This is a genomic window from Pseudarthrobacter sp. J47 (assembly GCF_049810315.1).
In the GTDB taxonomy this organism is placed as follows: domain Bacteria; phylum Actinomycetota; class Actinomycetes; order Actinomycetales; family Micrococcaceae; genus Arthrobacter.
This window is the reverse complement of the sequence record NZ_CP187358.1, coordinates 3,428,023-3,444,956: the sequence shown is the minus strand read 5'-3', so window position 1 is coordinate 3,444,956 and position 16,934 is coordinate 3,428,023. Positions and strand designations below refer to the sequence as shown.

18 protein-coding genes and 1 riboswitch are annotated in these 16,934 nt (G+C 66.8%); of the genes, 5 read left to right on the top strand and 13 right to left on the bottom strand.

All coding sequences use genetic code 11. The features are described from left to right. Positions 1-226 precede the first annotated feature (226 nt). Both ACPJW8_RS15885 and ACPJW8_RS15880 read right to left on the bottom strand, forming a co-directional pair. Positions 227-709, bottom strand: a complete 483-nt coding sequence (locus tag ACPJW8_RS15885; RefSeq protein ID WP_330187040.1) for a sigma-70 family RNA polymerase sigma factor — start codon at positions 707-709, stop codon at positions 227-229. Then, positions 706-1,320, bottom strand: coding sequence for a hypothetical protein (locus ACPJW8_RS15880; RefSeq protein ID WP_330187041.1), 615 nt, complete (start codon positions 1,318-1,320; stop codon positions 706-708). The genes ACPJW8_RS15885 and ACPJW8_RS15880 overlap by 4 nt, the downstream gene beginning before the upstream one ends. 200 nt (positions 1,321-1,520) lie before the next feature. Between ACPJW8_RS15880 and ACPJW8_RS15875 the strand changes: the two genes are divergently transcribed. Next, a complete protein-coding gene (locus ACPJW8_RS15875; RefSeq protein WP_330187042.1) occupies positions 1,521-1,880 on the top strand; it encodes a PASTA domain-containing protein in 360 nt (119 codons plus the stop codon). Positions 1,881-1,889: 9 nt separating this feature from the next. Here the strand turns inward: ACPJW8_RS15875 and soxR are convergent, their stop codons facing one another. Further along, entirely contained in the window at positions 1,890-2,360 is a 471-nt protein-coding gene (gene soxR, locus ACPJW8_RS15870; protein WP_330187043.1) for a redox-sensitive transcriptional activator SoxR, read from the bottom strand. 76 nt (positions 2,361-2,436) lie between these two features. On the opposite strand from soxR, the gene ACPJW8_RS15865 reads away from it, so the two are divergent. Further along, positions 2,437-3,912 (top strand): MFS transporter, encoded by a 1,476-nt coding sequence (locus ACPJW8_RS15865; protein WP_330187044.1) that lies wholly within the window; start codon positions 2,437-2,439, stop codon positions 3,910-3,912. On the opposite strand, the gene ACPJW8_RS15860 is transcribed toward ACPJW8_RS15865, so the two are convergent. Further along, positions 3,899-4,561 (bottom strand): class I SAM-dependent methyltransferase, encoded by a 663-nt coding sequence (locus ACPJW8_RS15860; protein WP_330187045.1) that lies wholly within the window; start codon positions 4,559-4,561, stop codon positions 3,899-3,901. The two genes, ACPJW8_RS15865 and ACPJW8_RS15860, sit on opposite strands and share 14 nt — an antisense overlap. Positions 4,562-4,918: 357 nt before the next feature. Between ACPJW8_RS15860 and ACPJW8_RS15855 the strand changes: the two genes are divergently transcribed. Then, positions 4,919-6,832 carry a DEAD/DEAH box helicase gene (locus ACPJW8_RS15855; RefSeq protein WP_330187046.1) on the top strand — a complete coding sequence of 638 codons (1,914 nt, stop codon included), beginning with the start codon at positions 4,919-4,921 and terminating at the stop codon, positions 6,830-6,832. Positions 6,833-6,872: 40 nt separating this feature from the next. Here ACPJW8_RS15855 and ACPJW8_RS15850 read toward each other — a convergent pair whose 3' ends face one another. From ACPJW8_RS15850 to pulA, 4 genes are all read right to left on the bottom strand, one after another. Further along, positions 6,873-7,523: an MBL fold metallo-hydrolase gene (locus tag ACPJW8_RS15850; RefSeq protein WP_330187047.1), complete on the bottom strand. Its 651-nt coding sequence runs from the start codon at positions 7,521-7,523 to the stop codon at positions 6,873-6,875. Positions 7,524-7,532: 9 nt separating this feature from the next. Further along, on the bottom strand, positions 7,533-8,522 hold the full coding sequence (locus ACPJW8_RS15845) for an aldo/keto reductase (protein ID WP_330187048.1): 990 nt from the start codon (positions 8,520-8,522) through the stop codon (positions 7,533-7,535). 67 nt (positions 8,523-8,589) lie between these two features. Next, positions 8,590-9,216 carry a nucleoside/nucleotide kinase family protein gene (locus ACPJW8_RS15840; RefSeq protein ID WP_330187049.1) on the bottom strand — a complete coding sequence of 209 codons (627 nt, stop codon included), beginning with the start codon at positions 9,214-9,216 and terminating at the stop codon, positions 8,590-8,592. 50 nt (positions 9,217-9,266) lie between these two features. Beyond that, positions 9,267-12,281, bottom strand: coding sequence for a pullulanase-type alpha-1,6-glucosidase (pulA, locus tag ACPJW8_RS15835; protein WP_330187050.1), 3,015 nt, complete (start codon positions 12,279-12,281; stop codon positions 9,267-9,269). A gap of 270 nt (positions 12,282-12,551) precedes the next feature. On the opposite strand from pulA, the gene ACPJW8_RS15830 reads away from it, so the two are divergent. Continuing rightward, the gene (locus ACPJW8_RS15830) at positions 12,552-13,640 is read left to right on the top strand and encodes a LacI family DNA-binding transcriptional regulator (RefSeq protein ID WP_330187051.1); all 1,089 of its coding nucleotides are present in this window, start codon (positions 12,552-12,554) and stop codon (positions 13,638-13,640) included. On the opposite strand, the gene ACPJW8_RS15825 is transcribed toward ACPJW8_RS15830, so the two are convergent. The 5 genes from ACPJW8_RS15825 to ACPJW8_RS15805 form a co-directional block, all read right to left on the bottom strand. Beyond that, positions 13,582-13,920 (bottom strand): DMT family transporter, encoded by a 339-nt coding sequence (locus ACPJW8_RS15825; RefSeq protein WP_330187052.1) that lies wholly within the window; start codon positions 13,918-13,920, stop codon positions 13,582-13,584. The genes ACPJW8_RS15830 and ACPJW8_RS15825 overlap by 59 nt on opposite strands. Beyond that, positions 13,920-14,243, bottom strand: coding sequence for a DMT family transporter (locus tag ACPJW8_RS15820; RefSeq protein ID WP_330187053.1), 324 nt, complete (start codon positions 14,241-14,243; stop codon positions 13,920-13,922). The genes ACPJW8_RS15825 and ACPJW8_RS15820 overlap by 1 nt, the downstream gene beginning before the upstream one ends. Positions 14,244-14,252: 9 nt before the next feature. Next, positions 14,253-14,319, bottom strand: a riboswitch (guanidine-III (ykkC-III) riboswitch). A gap of 146 nt (positions 14,320-14,465) precedes the next feature. After that, entirely contained in the window at positions 14,466-14,996 is a 531-nt protein-coding gene (locus tag ACPJW8_RS15815) for a ferritin (RefSeq protein WP_330187054.1), read from the bottom strand. 67 nt (positions 14,997-15,063) lie between these two features. After that, positions 15,064-15,675 carry a HutD family protein gene (locus tag ACPJW8_RS15810; protein ID WP_330187055.1) on the bottom strand — a complete coding sequence of 204 codons (612 nt, stop codon included), beginning with the start codon at positions 15,673-15,675 and terminating at the stop codon, positions 15,064-15,066. A gap of 9 nt (positions 15,676-15,684) precedes the next feature. Beyond that, complete coding sequence (locus tag ACPJW8_RS15805) at positions 15,685-16,212, bottom strand: GNAT family N-acetyltransferase (protein WP_330187056.1); 528 nt, start codon at positions 16,210-16,212, stop codon at positions 15,685-15,687. A gap of 92 nt (positions 16,213-16,304) precedes the next feature. Between ACPJW8_RS15805 and ACPJW8_RS15800 the strand changes: the two genes are divergently transcribed. Continuing rightward, entirely contained in the window at positions 16,305-16,934 is a 630-nt protein-coding gene (locus ACPJW8_RS15800) for a phosphoribosylanthranilate isomerase (RefSeq protein ID WP_330187057.1), read from the top strand.

Below are 16,934 nucleotides of genomic sequence, written 5' to 3'. Positions count from 1 at the left end.
GTAGCCCAAGCACGGCCTGGGTGGCCCGCAGCGCCAGAAATTTTGGCGAGCGGGCTACTTATCTCGTCGGATCACACCATTAGCCTGCCATGCGTTCTTCATTTTCAAAGATCATTTCTCTGCGCGCTGGACTACGGAACGGGTTCGTTCAGCAGCCCCTGAACTCAGGCGGACCCAGCTCGTACACGATTAGATCCCTTCTCTTCGCACTCGATCTCTGCCAGGGTTACGCGCAACTGCTGCTTCGCCCGGGATAACCGTGAGCGGGCAGTCGACGGATTGATGCCAGAACGGCCGCTGCCTCGTGGGACGCTAAGCCATCCCAGTAGGTAAGTCGGACGAGCTCGGCATCCTCGTCCGGTAGCCGGTCTAGTGCGTCCCGCACCTCGATCGCGGTGTCATCCCATGTGGGGCCGTTCATGAGCCGCATGTCATTCACCAGCCGCTCAACCGCCGCAGAACGCCGTGCCAACGTACGACGGGAGTCCCGCAATACGTTGTGCGCGGTAACGAACAACCACATCCGCCCCTGCGTAGGATCCGTCGGCACTCTTCGGCGTAACTTCCAGGCGGTGAGCAGCAACTCGCCGAGCGCCTCAGCTGCATCGGAGTCGTTCAGAAGGCGTCGCTGGAAGTACCGCAGCAGGTCCTCCGCATTGTGTCGGACAAGTTCATCGATCGATGCCGCCGCCTCCCGTCCGCTGGTCATCGGCAACCCTGTGCCATGCTGAACAGCATTACGGAAGGTTCGTCGTCCGAGGTGAGCCCACGGTCCCTCAGCTCGGCATACAGGAGGTCCGCGGCGGTGCGGATCATGGCGTCCTGTGCGATTTCTTCCGGAGTGAGTTTCATGGCTATCTCTTCCGGAGTGTGGTGCACGACTCCTGGTCTACCGACGCCGTTCCTGCGGTCTTCCTCCGTCTCCAGCCACGCCGTCCACTCCGAGGTGTCAAGGGCGTCGAGGTCGATCCCTGCGAGGATCTCACGGGCGGCAATAACAACCGGTGCGTCGTCGGCGACACCGTCTGGCTTCACTTGGATACCGGTGAAGCAGGTCTGCCCGTTTGGTCCGGGGAACTGGTGCACGTTGTCGGCTGTCCAACCCCAAGGCGTGTGCAGGTCGTTGCCTGCGACAGCGATCGTCCCGCCCCCGACAATTGCGACCGAAGCTGCCACGCCCATCGCCCACTTGCGCAGCCTACGCCCACGTCGGGCGCGCGCTTCTTGCAGGATGCGTGTGCTGTGCTCGGCTAGACCCAGCGGAATGGATACCTGCGGGGCCGCCGCACGGATTCGCGTTTCGAGATCGAGGTCATTCATGAGGGTGCCGCCTTCCTGAGAGAAGCTTTACCAGTACATGGCCGGAAATCGCACGATTGTCCACGGCTGCACGAGTTTCTTCGGACCAGATCTAGCCTGCGCCACACCTCCACCCCGCCGAGCCCCGCGTTCTGTGACAGGGATGGCATCGGCTTCGGATGCTCGTGCCTGCCTTCCGACCTTCGGAGTACGTTTGGAGAATGAAAGAAAGGTTCGCTGATCGGGTGACGGTGCCTGATGTTGTCGGGCTGCCATTTCACGTCGCCCGTGATGTGGCATGTGATGCCGGAGTGAGCCTGGCGAATCCTGATCCGGACGGCCCGCCAATCGGAGCTCTGGCCTGGCCTGGACTGTTCTACATCACGTCGCAATGTCCCGCCGCCGGTACCATCGTCTATCGCTGGGATTCTGTGGCCGTCGAGGTTGTCGCGCACGGAAACGCGGAATCCAACGCTTGGCTGAAGCGCCCTGATGCTCCGCCCGCGGATTCGGCCCATGCCACGACTCCGCAGCCCGAGCAATGCGTCGATCTCACGGAGACAGAGCCCCCATTGGAGTGACCCGAGGGCCTAGCTGTCGCCGTTGGTCGGTTCCCAGCGAAGTGCCCCTGAGCCTCCGGCACCAAGGACGTCGTCCGGGTTCTGCAGCCGGCAGGCCTTCAGGCTCAGGCAGCCGCAGCCGATGCAGCCGTCCAGGTCCCGCCGCAGATGCTCCAGGGCTGCAATCCGCTGGTCCAGTTCGGTCCGCCACAGCCGGGAGAGCCTGGTCCAGTCACGTTTGGTGGGCGTCCGGCCATCCGGCAGCGACTCGAGGGCAGTCCGGATGTCCTTCAGCGGGATGCCCACCCGCTGCGACACCCGGATGAACGCTACCCGCCGCAGCGCATCACGGCGGTAGCGGCGCTGGTTTCCTGGGGAGCGCTCAGAACTGATCAGGCCGCTGCGCTCATAGAAATGCAGGGCCGACGGCGCCACTCCGCTTCGTTGGGACAACTCACCGATGGTGAGGGTGTGGTGCGCCGTGGTGCCGGTCTGTGGCATGCTTCCCCCAAGTGGTCCGATGCGGGGCTGCTGCCGCCTTGACCTCAACAATAGTTGAGGTTCTAGCGTTGCGTCCATGACTACGAACCAGGCCTCCACCGTGAGCGATTCCAGCCCTCCCAAAGACTCCCAGCCGGACCCCAGTTCCGGGGTCTCGACGAGCTCGACCACCGGCGCTGGGGCCCCGACCACCGGTGGCATCCTGAGCCGCCCCTACCTTCTCGCCACTATTGGTTCCTGCGCGCTGGTGTTCCTCAGCGCCTTCGAGTCGCTGGCAGTCACCACCATCATGCCGCTGGTCAGCCGTGAACTGGACGGTGCTGCGCTCTATGCGCTCGCTTTCGCTGGGCCGCTGGCCACCGGCGTGATCGGGATGGTGGCCGCGGGGAACTGGTCCGACAGGCGCGGCCCTGCATTGCCCCTCTATACGTCAGTGGCGCTGTTTGTAGCAGGCCTGCTGATCGCTGGAACATCCGTCAGCATGGGCTCGCTGGTGGCCGGCCGGCTGGTCCAGGGGCTGGGCGGCGGTGCCATCACCGTGGCCCTGTACGTTGTGGTGGCCCGCGTCTATCCGCCGGTGCTGCACGCCAAGATCTTCGCGGCGTACGCCGCCGCCTGGGTCATCCCTTCGCTGGTGGGGCCCGTGGCTGCGGGCGTGGTGGCCGAGGTGTTCACCTGGCACTGGGTGTTCCTGGGCGTTGTGTTCCTGGTGCTCCCGGCCCTGGCCATGATCGTCCCGGTCCTCCGCGGAATCCAGCACGAGCCCCCGGCGGAAGCAGTCCGCTGGGACCTTGGCCGCCTGGCGTGGGCTGCCCTGGCCGCCGTCGCGGTTTTGGGACTGAACCTGTCCAGCCAGATCCGTGTGGAAGGCCTGGCCGCAGCCGGACCGCTCGTGTCCACTGCCGCCGTCGTGGTTGCCGTCCTCGCGGTGCGTCCGCTGCTGCCGCCGGGAACGCTCATGTCCCGGCGGGGGCTGCCGAGCGTCATCCTGTGCCGCGGCGTGGTGTCCGCAGCGTTCTTCGGTGCCGAGGTGTACCTGCCGTACCTGCTGATTGAGCGCTACGAGTTTACTCCCGCGTTTGCCGGGGTGGCCCTCACGTTCGCCGCGCTCGCCTGGGCCACTGCGTCCATGGTGCAGGGGCGTCTGGGCGGCAGGCTGGAACACCGCACGGCCGTCTGGACAGGCACCGGCCTGGTGGCGGTGGCCGTTGCCGCGGTCCTGGCGACCGCCGCGCTCAACTGGCATCCCGCCGTCGCGATTGCCGCCTGGGTGTTCGCCGGCGGCGGCATGGGCCTGATGTACCCGCGGCTGAGCGTTATGACCCTGGCCATGTCCACCAAGGAAACCGAGGGCTTCAACAGCTCCGCCATGTCTATCGCAGACTCCCTGGGCGGCGCACTGGCGCTCGCTGCGACGGGCCTGGTGTTTGCCGCATTTACGACGGCGGCAGGATCCTTTGCCGGTGTCTTCGCCTTCGCGGCGGTGCTGGCAGTGGCGGCAGTGCTGGTAGCTCCCAGGGTCTCCGGAAAACGCGAACCTAGTTCCCGGTAACCAGCCTGGTTGCCCGGACCACGGCATCTCCTGCCGTGAAATCCCGCCCGTCCGGTGCAGTGGCATTACGCTCGCGCACGGTACAGACCTCAACCTGCCATTGCGGTGCTTCCAGGCGAAGTTCGGCCACGACGTCCTCCTGGGTGAAGAACATGTCAGATCCCTCGTGGCTTCCTCCCGGGGGCAGGTGCTCCGGATGATGGCCAACCACCAGCAGCGTCCCGCCCGGCGCCACTCCGGCCGCCGCCGTGGCCAGTGCCTGCTGCCACGGCAGGGCGGGGGAGTGCAGGAACTGGGCCGAAACAAGGGCGAACTCCGGCTCCGGAGTCCATTCGGAGAGGTCGTGCTGCTCCCAGGAGATCCGGCCGCCGTGGACGTGCCCGCTGGTGCTGGCATGCTCCCTTGCCCGCTCGAGCGCCACCTCGGACACGTCCACGGCAGTCACCGTCCAGCCCTGCTCGGCGAGCCACAGGGAGTCAGCACCTTCGCCGCAGCCCAGGTCCAGGGCCTTGCCCGGTTTGAGGCCTTCGGCTTCCTTGACGAGCTGCGGGTTGGGCCGGCCGCTCCACACCTGCGGGCGGGCCGAATACATCTCGTCCCACATCCGGGCATGGTCCGCGTCTCCGGCGTCGTGAGTATGGTGCATCATGCCTCCAAGCCTGCCTCGGCGGATAAGCAACCGCAATACCGGCCCCGGAGGTTCGGCAGTTCGGTGGTTGAGCTTGTCGAAACCCGGGCGGTGGGCGCGGGATGCTAGACTGGTGGAACTTGATGTGCAGTGATGCCCGCTTTGCTCCTTGTTTGGAGGCCCATTCTTTGGGAAGCGGGCTTTTTCATGTGAGAGGCACATCCTGCGTCGATGAACGCGTTCTATTTGGTCCCGGCCCAAGCCCCAGAAGGCTGAAAGCCCGGTTGACCACCTGACTTTTCTTCGGCGAACCCTTGGGCCAACCGGCACCGGGGGCCGATATCCGCACGGATACCGCCTGAAAGACCGTATAAATACATGACTACTTTTGCTGCCCTCGGAACCCCCAAGGCACTCGCAGACACTCTGACCGCACAGGGAATCGTTGAGCCGTTCCCCATCCAGGTCAAGACCCTCCCCGACACCCTGGCCGGACGCGACGTCCTGGGCCGCGGACGCACCGGCTCCGGCAAGACCATCGCCTTCGCCATCCCGCTTGTAGCACGACTCGCTGAGCGGGAAGCCAAGCACTTCCGCAAGCCCGGCCGCCCCATGGGCCTGGTCCTTGCACCCACCCGTGAACTGGCCACCCAGATCAACGCCACGATCGAGCCGCTGGCCAAGGCTGCCGGCCTGAACACCACCGTGATCTACGGCGGCATCTCCCAGGCCCGCCAGGAGAAGGCGCTGCGTGCCGGCGTCGACATCGTCATTGCCTGCCCCGGCCGCCTGGAGGACCTGATCCGCCAGCGCATCCTCACCCTCGAGGCCGTGGAAATCACCGTCCTGGACGAGGCCGACCACATGGCTGACCTGGGATTCCTGCCCGTGGTCAAGAAGCTCATGGACATGACCCCCAGCCAGGGCCAGCGACTGCTGTTCTCCGCAACCCTGGACAACGGCGTGGACAAGATCGTCCAGCGCTACCTGTCCAACCCGCTGACCCACTCCGTGGACGATCCGCAGGCCGCGGTCACCACCATGGAACACCACGTCCTGGTGGTCAACGACCAGACCGTCAAGAAGCAGCTGATCGTTGAGCTTGCTTCCGGTGCCGGCCGCCGCGTCCTGTTCATGCGGACCAAGCACCACGCCCGCAAGCTGGCAAAGACCCTGACCGACGCCGGGATCCCGGCTGTTGATCTGCACGGCAACCTTTCGCAGAACGCCCGTGACCGCAACCTGGCTGAGTTCTCCTCCGGCGACGTCCGCGTCCTGGTGGCAACCGACGTCGCGGCCCGTGGTGTGCACGTGGACGACGTCGAACTGGTGATCCACGTTGATCCGCCCACAGAGCACAAGGCGTACCTGCACCGCTCAGGCCGTACGGCCCGCGCCGGTTCGGACGGCACCGTTGTGACGCTGACCCTCCCGGAGCAGCAGAGCGACGTCAAGAAGCTGATGAAGGCTGCCGGCGTCGAGGTTAACTTCGAACGCGTCACCGCCAACTCACCGCTGGTTTCCGAACTGGTGGGCGAGATCGCTGACAAGGTTGATCCCCGTACCCGCGCAGCACTGCTGGCTGCCAAGTCCAACCAGGGCGGCGGCACCTCCACCGGAGCCAACGCCCAGCGCAAGCGCGCCAACCGCTCCGCCCAGGGTTCGCCGACTGCCGGTGGCCGTGGCGGTCGCGGTGGCCGTGGACGCGTTTCGGCTGAGTCCACCCGCACCGATGTTCCCCGCGCCGAGCGCCGCGCTGTTGCCTTCGAAGGCCGCACCGAGGCCCGCGCCGCAGTGGACCGCATGAACGAGCAGAACGAGGACCGCGCCATCGCAGCGGCGGCAGCACGCCGCAACGCACGTGGCCGTGGCACCGCAGCCGGCACGCACCGCAACGACGTCCCCGCGGCAGGTGGCCGTGCATCGGCCGGCCGCGGTTCGGACGGCCGCGCAGCTGAAGGCCGCACCGATTCACGCATCACCCGCAGCGCCGCACCCCGTGGCGGCACCGGCCGTCCGGCAACCGGCGGCGGACGCCCCGCTACCGGCGGTGGCCAGCGCAGCGGCCGTCCCGCAACCGGCCAGCGTGCAGCTGCCACGGGCGGACAGCGCTCCGGCTCTGCATCCAGCAATGGTGGCAACGGTGGCAACAAGGCCGTTTGGTCCTCGAACACCGGTGGCACGTCCGGCGGATCCTACGGTTCAGGCACCGGCAACGGTGGCGGCCGTCCCGCCCGCAGCGGCCCCCGCCGTGCGTCGGCTCCGGCCTCCAACGAGCGCCGCGGCCGCTAGTCCCCACCGGCCGGTGATCGAGCCTGTCGAAACCCGGTCCTCACCAGCCCCTGGCGCGCCACTCTTCCAGGTGCGGGCGTTCGGCGCCCAGCGTGGTCGGCTTGCCGTGGCCCGGGTGGACGAACGACTCGTCCGGGTAGGCATCGAACAGTCGCTCAGTGACGTCGTCGATCAGCTGGTTGAACCGGGCAGGGTCCTTCTGGGTATTGCCCACGCCGCCCGGGAACAGTGAGTCTCCGGAGAAGATGTGCGCCGGGCCGTCCGCGTCCTGGTACACAAACGCGATCGATCCCGGGGTGTGTCCGCGCAGGTGGACCGCCTTCAACTCAAAGCCGTCCACGGCTACCCTGTCCCCGTGTTCCAGGGTGCGGTTGACCGCAACCGGTAACGCCTCGGCGTCGTCCGTTCCTGCAACAGTGGGTGCTCCGGTGGCCTCCACCAGCGCAGCCAGGGCCCGCACATGGTCCCAGTGCTGGTGGGTGGTGGCGATCAGCTCCAGCCGGGGCGCGGCGGTGGTGTCCGCTGAGGCGTCGGAAAGCAGCTGCTGGATGGCCGGGAGGTCGTCCGCGGCATCGATCAGCAGTTGCGCACCGGTGGCCTTGGAAGTCAGCAGATAAACGTTGTTGTCCATCTCGCTGACGGATATGCGCCGGATGGTGATGTGCTGAAGGTCGTGAATCAGTGAGTCCATGACGCCAGTCTATTCACGGCCCTCGGACACCCAGGCGGGGTCTGCGGACCGTGAACCAACGACGGCGGCAGCCGCCTCATCCAGCGCCGACAGCTGGGTGCCGCTCAACTCCAGCGCCAGGGCGCCCAGGTTCTCGTCGATCCTGTGCGGCTTGCGCGTACCGGGAATGGGGACCACGGCCAGCCCCAGCCGGCTGCCCTGGTTGAGCAGCCAGGCGAGTGCCACCTGCGCAGGAGTAGCGTCGAGCTGATCCGCAACGGTCCGCACGGTCTCCACAACCTTCTGGTTCGCAGCCGCGGCGTCGTCCGCAAAGCGGGGGATCCGGCGTCGGAAGTCATTGGCTCCCAGGCTGGAGGTGTCCACGGTGCCGGTGAGGAATCCCCGGCCCAGCGGCGAATACGGAACAAAGCCCACACCCAGCCGGGCTGCTTCCGGGACAACGTTGCGTTCCACGTCCCGGCTCCAGATGGACCACTCGCTCTGGACGGCGGCAATCGGGTGGACCGCGTGGGCTTCGGCGAGCTCTTCGGCCGTCACTTCGGACAGGCCCAGGTGCCGGACCTTGCCCTGCTGCACCAGCTCCGCCATGGCCTCCACGGTTTCCACAATCGGAACGCGGAGGTCGCGGCGGTGCATGTAGTAGAGGTCAATGACGTCGGTGCCCAGCCGTTGCAGGCTGGCGTCCACGGCCTTCCGGATGTAGGCGGCGTCGCCCCGGATGTCTGTGTAGCCGTCCGCAGGGTTGCCCACCAGGCCGAATTTGGTGGCCAGCTGGACCTCGTCGCGGCGCTCTTTGAGGAGCCCCGCGATGAGTTCCTCGTTGCTGCCCGCCCCGTATATGTCAGCGGTGTCGATGAAGGTAATCCCGGAGTCGACGGCGTGTTGCAGGGTTTTCAGGGCATCGCCCGGGTCCACCTCTCCGTAGACCGGGGTCAGGGCCATTCCGCCGAATCCCAGGGGGCTGACCTGCAGGTTGTCGCCGAGCTGTACTTGCGTCATGGGTCTCTCCGTTTCGCGAGGGGAATTACTGCTGGCAACCTCGGGCGTGGTGGACCTATTCCCCGCCCTAGCCCCACGGAATAACGACGTCGGCACTCGCCCGGGTGCGCTGGATCAAGTCAGCGTTGGCCTGGTCCGGCCCGGCAGCCCAGGCGGTCGCTGCGGCGCGGTCCATGCCAAACGCCATGTGGCGGGCCACGAGCCGTTCCAGCCGCAGTTCCTCGGGAGTTTCAACGAACCAGGTGCGGGTGAGCAGCGCGCGGATGTCCTTCCACACCGGGAGGTCGGCCAGCAGATAGTTGCCCTCGGTGATCACCACCGGAACCTCCGCCGGTACTGCGATGGACGCGGCTACGGGTTCGTCCAGTTCGCGGCGGAACTCCGGGGCGTACACCACATCCTCATCGCGGCGGGCAAGGCGGGCCAGGAGCGAAAGGTACCCGCCCGCGTCGAAAGTGTCAGGTGCGCCTTTGCGGTCCCGGAGCGGCGTGCCGTCAATGATGGCGTTCCCCAGGTGGAAACCATCCATGGGAACCACGACGGCGGCCGTCGGGTGGAGAAGGTCCCGCACCTTGGCTGCCACGGTGGATTTGCCGGCACCCGGGGCGCCGGCGATGCCAAGCATCACGCGGTCCCCGGCAGCGGCCAGGCGCCGCAGGCTGCCAATGGCAAGGGCAAGCTCAGGGGAGTCCATGGCAAAAGCCTAGACCGCCCGCTGAGCCTGCCCTTGGTGGTCAGCCGCTGCTACTTGCTTTGGAACACTGCCACAGTCCGGGCCGGGACCGTGAAGGTGCCGCTGGCCGCATCGTGGGCTGCCGCCTTGACCACCGTGTCCACGCCCGCTGCCTGCACCGGATGCAGCGCGAAGGTGGACCCGGCCGTTGCAGCCACGGTCTCGCTGATGGCTTCGTCGGAGGCATTGAAGACCACCACCAGGCCGCTCAGGGACGGGTCAACGTCGGGACCAACGGTGTCGTCAATCCGCATGACCACCACCCCGGGAGCCTGGTCCGGGCCGCCCGACGGGAAGGAAACCTTCTGCTGGACCAGGCCGGCCTCGCCCAGGCGGAACAGCGGCGTGCCCTTGCGGATCTGCAGCAGTTCGGCCGCGCGGGCCCGGGCCTTGCCGATCTCGGCAGGCGCAGGCTTCAGTGCCGGATCGGCGAGCAGGGGGCGCAGGTACTGGTACTTGTCCTGGTTGTCCGGCTTGGGAGGCAGGCCGCGGCCAAAGCCGTTGGTGGCGTCGGTGTGGTCCAGGATGTTGAACCAGTCCCCGGAGTCGTAGCTGTTCCGGTCCAGGGACTTGCTGCGCAGCGATTCGCCGCCCGCGTGCCAGAAGGAAATGCCCTGACTGAACGCAGTGGTGCCCAGCGCCAGGGTCTGCATCCGCGTCCGTTCGGCCATCGGCGTACCCTGCGGCAGCTTCAGGGCAAGGGCGTCGAACAGGGTTTCGTTGTCGTGCGCCTCAACGTAGGTCACGGCCTCCTGGGGATCGCTGGTGTAGCCTGCCGGTGCGCCGTTGTAGGGCACGTCCGCGCCGGTCACCGTGGCTCCCGTCCGGTCAATGAACGAGTAATCCTTCAGGTTGCCCGTGAGGCCCACCTTCACCAGGTCCTGCGCCAGCAGGAGCGCCGCTTTCTGCTGTTCCGGCGTGCCGTTGGCGGGCGATTCGTTGGGATCGGTGAACAGGCCGGACGCGAACCCCTGGACGCGGGGATCGGGGTCGAACGGGCCGCCGCCGCGGACGGCGTCACGCAGCCTGTCGTTGAAGGTTGCAATCCCGGTGCCGGCCATGTTCAGTTGCGTGGCCTGGACAAACCGGGCGTTGTTGGCCACCTCGCCGAAGTTCCAGCCTTCACCGTAGAGGGAGATGTTCCTGCCGTCCACGCCGTCTTCATCCAGCGTCAGCCCGTCCAGGGCCGCCCGGACGTCCAGCATGTTCTGCTTCGAGTGGTGGCCCATGAGGTCGAACCGGAAGCCGTCCAGCTTGTAGGTCCTGGCCAGGGTCACCACTGAGTCGATCATCAGCTTGCCCATCATGGCGTTTTCCGTGGCCGTGTTGGCGCAGCAGCTGGAGGTCTCGATCGAACCCGTGGCGGGATTGAGGCGGTGGTAGTAGCCCGGAACGATGCGGTCCAGGTTGTTGCTACCGGACTGGCCGGCGCTGGCCGTGTGGTTGTACACAACGTCCTGGATCACCCGTGCGCCGGCGTTGTTCAGCGCAGCCACCATCTCGCGGAATTCGGTGATCCTGGTGCTGCCGTCCGGATCGGTGGAGTAGGAGCCTTCCGGCGTTGTGTAGTGCAGGGGATCGTAGCCCCAGTTGAAGCCGTCGCTGCCCGCGGTCTCGGCCACGCAGGCCTGCTGTTCCTCCGAATCGGCAGGCATGGAGGCGAGGTCGCAGGCCGGTTCCAGCTGCTGGCTGCGGCGTTCCTCAATGGTGCCGATGTCGTTGACGGGCAGCAGGTGGACGGCGTTCATTCCCGCCGCCGTCAATTCCCGCAGGCGCCGCATGCCGTTACTTTCGACGTCGGTAAAGGCTTTGTAAGTGCCGCGGTGCAGCTCCGGCACGGAGTCGTCGGTGATGGAGAAGTCCCGGACGTGGAGTTCGTAGATGGAGAGGTCCTCAGGCTTGCTGAGTTCGGGCTTTTGCAGCTGCCGCCAGCCTGCGGGCATCAGGTCCTTGTCCTTCAGGTCAACGAACAGGCTGCGCGCGGAGTTGGCGGAGAGCCCAACGCTGTACGGATCCGTGACCAGGTTCCGCTCCACCTTGCCCGTTTCCGGGACAAAGACCTCCACTTCGTAAAGGTAGTAGGCGCCCTTCCAGCCCTTGTCCCCGGTCACTGACCAGACGCCGTCCGCGGACGGTTCCATGGCCCGGCTGGCTGCCGGTTCACCGCCGGACCCGGCAGCGTAGGTGTGAACCGTGACGCTGCGGGCCGTCGGCGCCCACAGGGAGAGCTCGGGGCGCTTGCCTTTCCATCGGAGTCCCAGCTCACGGCCGGCCGCTTCCGGGTACAGGGCATCGAGGATTCCCGGGATCTGCACGCCGGTTGTGGCTGTTACCTGGCCGTCAGCGTCTACGGCGGCCACCAGCAGCTGGCCTTTCAGCAGGTCCCGGGCCCCAGCAACGCTGGATTCGGGGAGCCGCAGGGCATCGAAGCCGGCCAGATGCGGGTGGCTGGCCGTGAGTGCAGGGTCCAGGCCGCCGTCGGCCCTTTCCAGTGGAACGAACGCGCCGCCGGTGACCCCGCCGTCCGCCAGCGCCAGGCCGCCGTCCGGCGCGCTGTAGAGGCGGTACGTGGTTCCGTCCGCTGCCGGAGCCTGCCATGCGATGGTGTTTTCCGTGAGCCAGTGCGCACCTGCCTGTGCGCCCAGTGAATCGGGAACGTCGTCGCTGAGGACGTGGCTGGTGTGGTCGTAGGTAAAGGTGACGGGGCCACCCGGGGCGGTAAGCACCACGTCGCTGCCCCCGGCAGCACCGCCGGCGCCGTAGTTCTCGTCCCAGGAATTGTCCAGGGCCACTTTCATGGCGTACGTGCCTGCCGGTACCTCAAAAGTGGCCCGGAACAGGGTGGGCGAGCCTTCCACGGGGAGCAGCCTGCTGGCAGCGCACTCGGGTTGCCAGTCTCCCGGGCAGCCGATTTCGGACTGCAGCGATCCCACCAGCGCAACTACTCCTGGTACCGCTGTGTGGTCCGCGAAAGCCGGAACGGCCAGCGTTCCGAGGGTCAGGGGAGCGGCCAGGGCCGCAGCCACGGCTAACTTCCTGGTCTGGCCGGAACGGGATGCCGGCGGGCTGGCGGGTGGTTGCCCGGGCGGAGTGGGGCGATGCGTCATAAAAGACCTTCCTGGAGCTGCCTCGGAAACGGCATGGGGGTGCGGGGAGTATCCCGAGCCTAGGGACCCCTGCAGCGCACGTCAATGGTTTGCTGAAAAATTTACGCCGCGTTTTCGTGAATCGCGCAAGCTGCTCCGTACACTGGAGCTACACGATGTCCGGAGCAGGCGCTCCGGCGAAGGAGCCAGATGACCACCACAAGCCCGGGCGGAGCGGAACCCGCCGCAGCCGAACGTCCAAAACTCGAAGACCTGGCCCGCAGGGTGGGCGTCAGCATCGCCACGGTTTCGCGGGTGGTCAACGGCCGCAAGGGCGTCTCACGGGAGGTGCGCCAGGCGGTCCTGGCGGCCATGGATGACATGGGCTATGAGCGCCCGGACCGCGCCCGCAGCGCAGCCCGCGGCCAGGTGGGCATAATTGTCCCGGACCTGACCAACCCCATCTTCCCGGCAATAGCACAGGCAGTGGTGTCGCTGCTGTCCCAGGAGGACTTCATCCCGGTCATCTGCGCCCTGCCCGGCGGCGGCCGCTCCGAGGACGAGTACATCGAGATGCTGGTGGCCCAGGAGGCGTCCGGCATCATCTTCATCTGCAGCGCCCACGCAGACGGTCAGGCCAGCCTGGAGCGGTACCACCGGTTGCGGGGCCGCGGCATCCCCTTTGTGCTGGTCAACGGCGAACGCCCGGAACTCGGTGCCGCCACGGTGTCCAACGACGACGCCGGCGCCATCCGCACCGCCGTGCAGCACCTGGCCAGCCTGGGCCACCGGAACGTGGGCCTGGCCATTGGCCCGCACCGCTTTATTCCCAGCCGCCGGAAGCTGGAGGGCTTCCGCGCCGCACTGGCCGAATTCCTGGATGTTGACGACGCCGGCCCGCACATCGCCACCAGCATGTTCACCGTTGAGGGCGGCCAGAGCGCTGCCAACGAACTCCTGGATTCCGGCCACCGCGCGATCGTCTGCGCCTCCGACGTTATGGCGCTCGGGGCAGTCCGCGCCGCCCACGCCCGCGGGCTGCGCGTCCCGGAAGACGTCTCCATTGTGGGCTTCGACGATTCAACGCTGATGGCGCTGACCAACCCGCCGCTGACCACCCTCCGGCAGCCGGCCGCGGCCATAGCGCATGCGGCCGTCCATGCCCTGGCCGCCGATATTGCCGGCGAGCATGCCTCCCGGTCCCCGGTGGTCCTTGAAGCGGACCTGGTGGTCCGCGGCTCTACCGGTCCTCCGGCAGCGCCTTCAGGCCACCGGCGCACGCCACAATCCCGGCAATAAACAGGAGTTTCAGCACGCTGAACGCCTCCTCCCCGGTTGCCATGGCCCAGGCGACGGTGAGCGCGGCACCGACGCCCACCCAGACGGCATAGCCGGTTCCCAGCGGAATGGTGCGCACCGCGTATCCCAGGCCCAGCAGGCTCGCCACTGCGGTGACGGCGAAAACAACGGTGGGCAGGGCGTGGGTGAAGGCCTCGGACAGGCCCAGGGCAGTGGCCCACACGGCCTCCAGAACAGCGGAAGCCAACAACACCACCCACGCGAGGGTACCGGTACGCATTACGCCACCACCTTCAGGCCAACCACGCACACGGCGATCCCCATAAGCAGGAAGATGCGCGCCGCCGTCGGGCGTTCCACCTTGGTGACGATGGCGTAGATGCTGGTCAGCACCACGCCCACACCCACCCACACGGCGTAGGCGGTGCCTGTGGGGATGGACTGCATGGCAATCGCGAGGCCGCCGGTACTGGCGGCGACGGAGACCAGGAAGACTGCTGCGGGAAGAATGCGGCGACGGCCGCTGGCCTTGGACGCCTTGTGCAGGGATGCCGCCCACACGGCTTCTAGGGCCCCCGAAACAATGAGGATTAACCACGACATGAGAGATCCTTTGGCCAGTCTTGTCGCGTTCCGGGTACTGAACCGTCGTCCGGAGGTTCACTGATTGGAACCTTGCCCTGAGCGTAGCAACGCCCGACGGCGGGTGGCCACTCTTGGTGGTTAACCTCACCGCCGCTCCCCGCACCCAACTGGGTCGCACTTAACGTCGTTAAAACGCGTTTTGGGAGCGTTAAGTGCGACCCAGTTGGGAAGGGGCGGAGCTTAGAGTGCGCCGCCTGCTGCTTCGGGGGCGGAGGAATCGTGCCCGCCGTTGCCTACGGATTCGCGGGCAATGAAGTTCTCGATGTCGAAGAGGTTGTCCGCGCGCTCGGCGATGTTCAGCAGCGTGGTCATGGACGCAACTTCCTCCACCTGCTCCTTCAGGAACCAGAGCATAAACTGCTCGCCCAGGGCGTCATCCTCGGAGCGGGCTGCACGGAACAGGGCCTCGATGTTGCCGGTGACCTGCTTTTCCTGTTCCAGCGCCAGGGCCAGCGGCTCGGTGACGGAGGCGAAGTCGTTGCGGATGTTTCCGATGCCGGGGATGGCCACGGGAAGATCGCGGTCCAGCATGTACTGGACCATCATCATGGCGTGGTTGCGCTCCTCGACGGACTGGCGGTAGAAGTACTTGGCCAGCTGCGGAAGATCCTGATTGGCAAACCAGACGGCCACCGCGATGTACTGCTGCGAAGCCGAAAATTCGTTGCCAACCTGGGCGGACAGAAGTTCGTTGAATCGTGAAGTCGTCATACGCCAGAGTCTAGGCGCGTGCAGCGATTCCCTCCAGTGTGGAAAGGCTGCGATAACGAAGGCGAGGCTAGCCTTCCGCGCGGTCGATCGACACCACGGCAAGGAATCCGCGGCCCAGGATTTCGGGGCTGCGGACGTCGGAACCCACGACGGCGTCAAACCGGTTGAGTGCCACCGGCTCGGCAGAGGCGGGGGTGCTTTCGCCGTCTTCAGCCGGCGCGACCCCCGGGCTCACGGTGGCCTGGCCCTGCAGCAGGATCCCGAACTGGCCGGCGAACACAGGGTGGGCCCGTTTCTTGGACAGCTCGATGATGGACGTGTAGCCCTTGTAGGCGCCCGCGCGGGTAATGACGTTCAGGTCCCGGACGTCGCCGGTGGGCAGTGCGCCGGACGCTGCCGCATCGCCGGAAAACCTGAACGGCCGGTACTTTTCCAGGGGATGTTCGGTGCCGTCCACGGTGAGCAGGAACAGTTCGCCGTCCACCACCGTCAGGACGCGTTCCATGCCGGGGAACGTGGAGAAGTCGCCTTCCTTGGACACTTCGGCGATGCTGACCCGCCAGTCCCACGTGCCGTCCTGTGACGAGGCGGCCAGCGGATGCGAAACGAGCTCGCGCGTCACCCCGCCGCCGTTGCGCCAGGGCTGGGGACGAAGGTCTGCGTACCGGATGATCTCCATGCCACCACCCTAGCCGGAGGCGGAGTCCACGCCGGTCCCGGTTACGGGCGCCGGGCGGACCATACGGATTATCCGGACGCCGTCTTCAAACCGTACTGATCCATCCGCCACAAAGCCGCTTTTCCGGTAGAAGGCCTGGGCCCGGGGGTTGGGATCGGACACCCAGAGCGAGGCGGGCCCGCCCGGATCGATGACGGCGTCCAGGAGCGCCGTGCCCACCCCCGAGCCGTGGAACGCCGCATACGCGTAGAGGACGTACAGCTGCCTGGGCCCGCCGGCGTCAAGGGACGGGCCGGACATCGCCAGGCCGATCAGCCTTCCCTCAAACTCGGCAACGGCCACCGTGTTCGCGCTGTACTTTGGGTCCGTCAACGCGGCGGTCCAGAACTTCTCGCGGGTGCCCAGGAGTTCGGGATCATCCAGGACGGCGTCACTCATCAGCCCGCGGTATGCCTCGCGCCAGGTATCAACAATCACGCGGGCCATCTCCTGGGCGTCTGCGGGGACGGGGCGGCGCACCTGGAAGTTGATCGTCATGGCACAACGCTACGTCCGTCGCTCCCCGCAGCCCAGAAGCGGCGTACTTCTTGCTAACGTCAAGAGGAGTGGAAAACGTGGAGGAGCCTGGAATGTTCGTCAAAGTGTGCGGCCTGAGTACGCCCGAGTCCGTCCGGGCCGCCGTCGCCGCGGGCGCCGATGCCGTCGGCTTCGTCCTCACGCCGAGCCCCCGCGAGGTTTCACCCGGTCAGGCCCGCACCCTGCTGAGGGACGTGCCCCAGGGGATTGCCGCCGTCGGGGTCTTCCGCCACGAAAGCGCAGAAGAAGCCGTGGCTGCCGCGAAGACCGCGGGCCTTGAGTGGATCCAGCTGCATGGTGAGCGGACCGCTGCTGATATAAGAACCGCGCACGACGCCGGACTGAAAGTGATCAGGGCAGTCACCATCGGAGCGCCACCGGCGGCTTTTGGGAACCTGGGCGAGGACGTGATCCTGGTGGACGCCGCGGTGCCCGGCTCCGGTGAAGCCTGGGACTATGCCTCCGTGAAGGACCGCTGGGCCGGAGCTGCGGGCGCCTCTGAAACTGTGGATGCCTCCGGCCGGCACTGGCTCCTCGCCGGCGGGCTCGACGCCGCGAACGTCGCAGCCGCGGCAGAAGCGGCAGGCGCGTGGGGCGTGGACGTCTCCTCCGGCGTCGAAAGTTCCCGTGGCGTGAAGGACCTGAAGAAGATCAGCGAGTTCGTGGCTGCCGCGAAGAAGTAG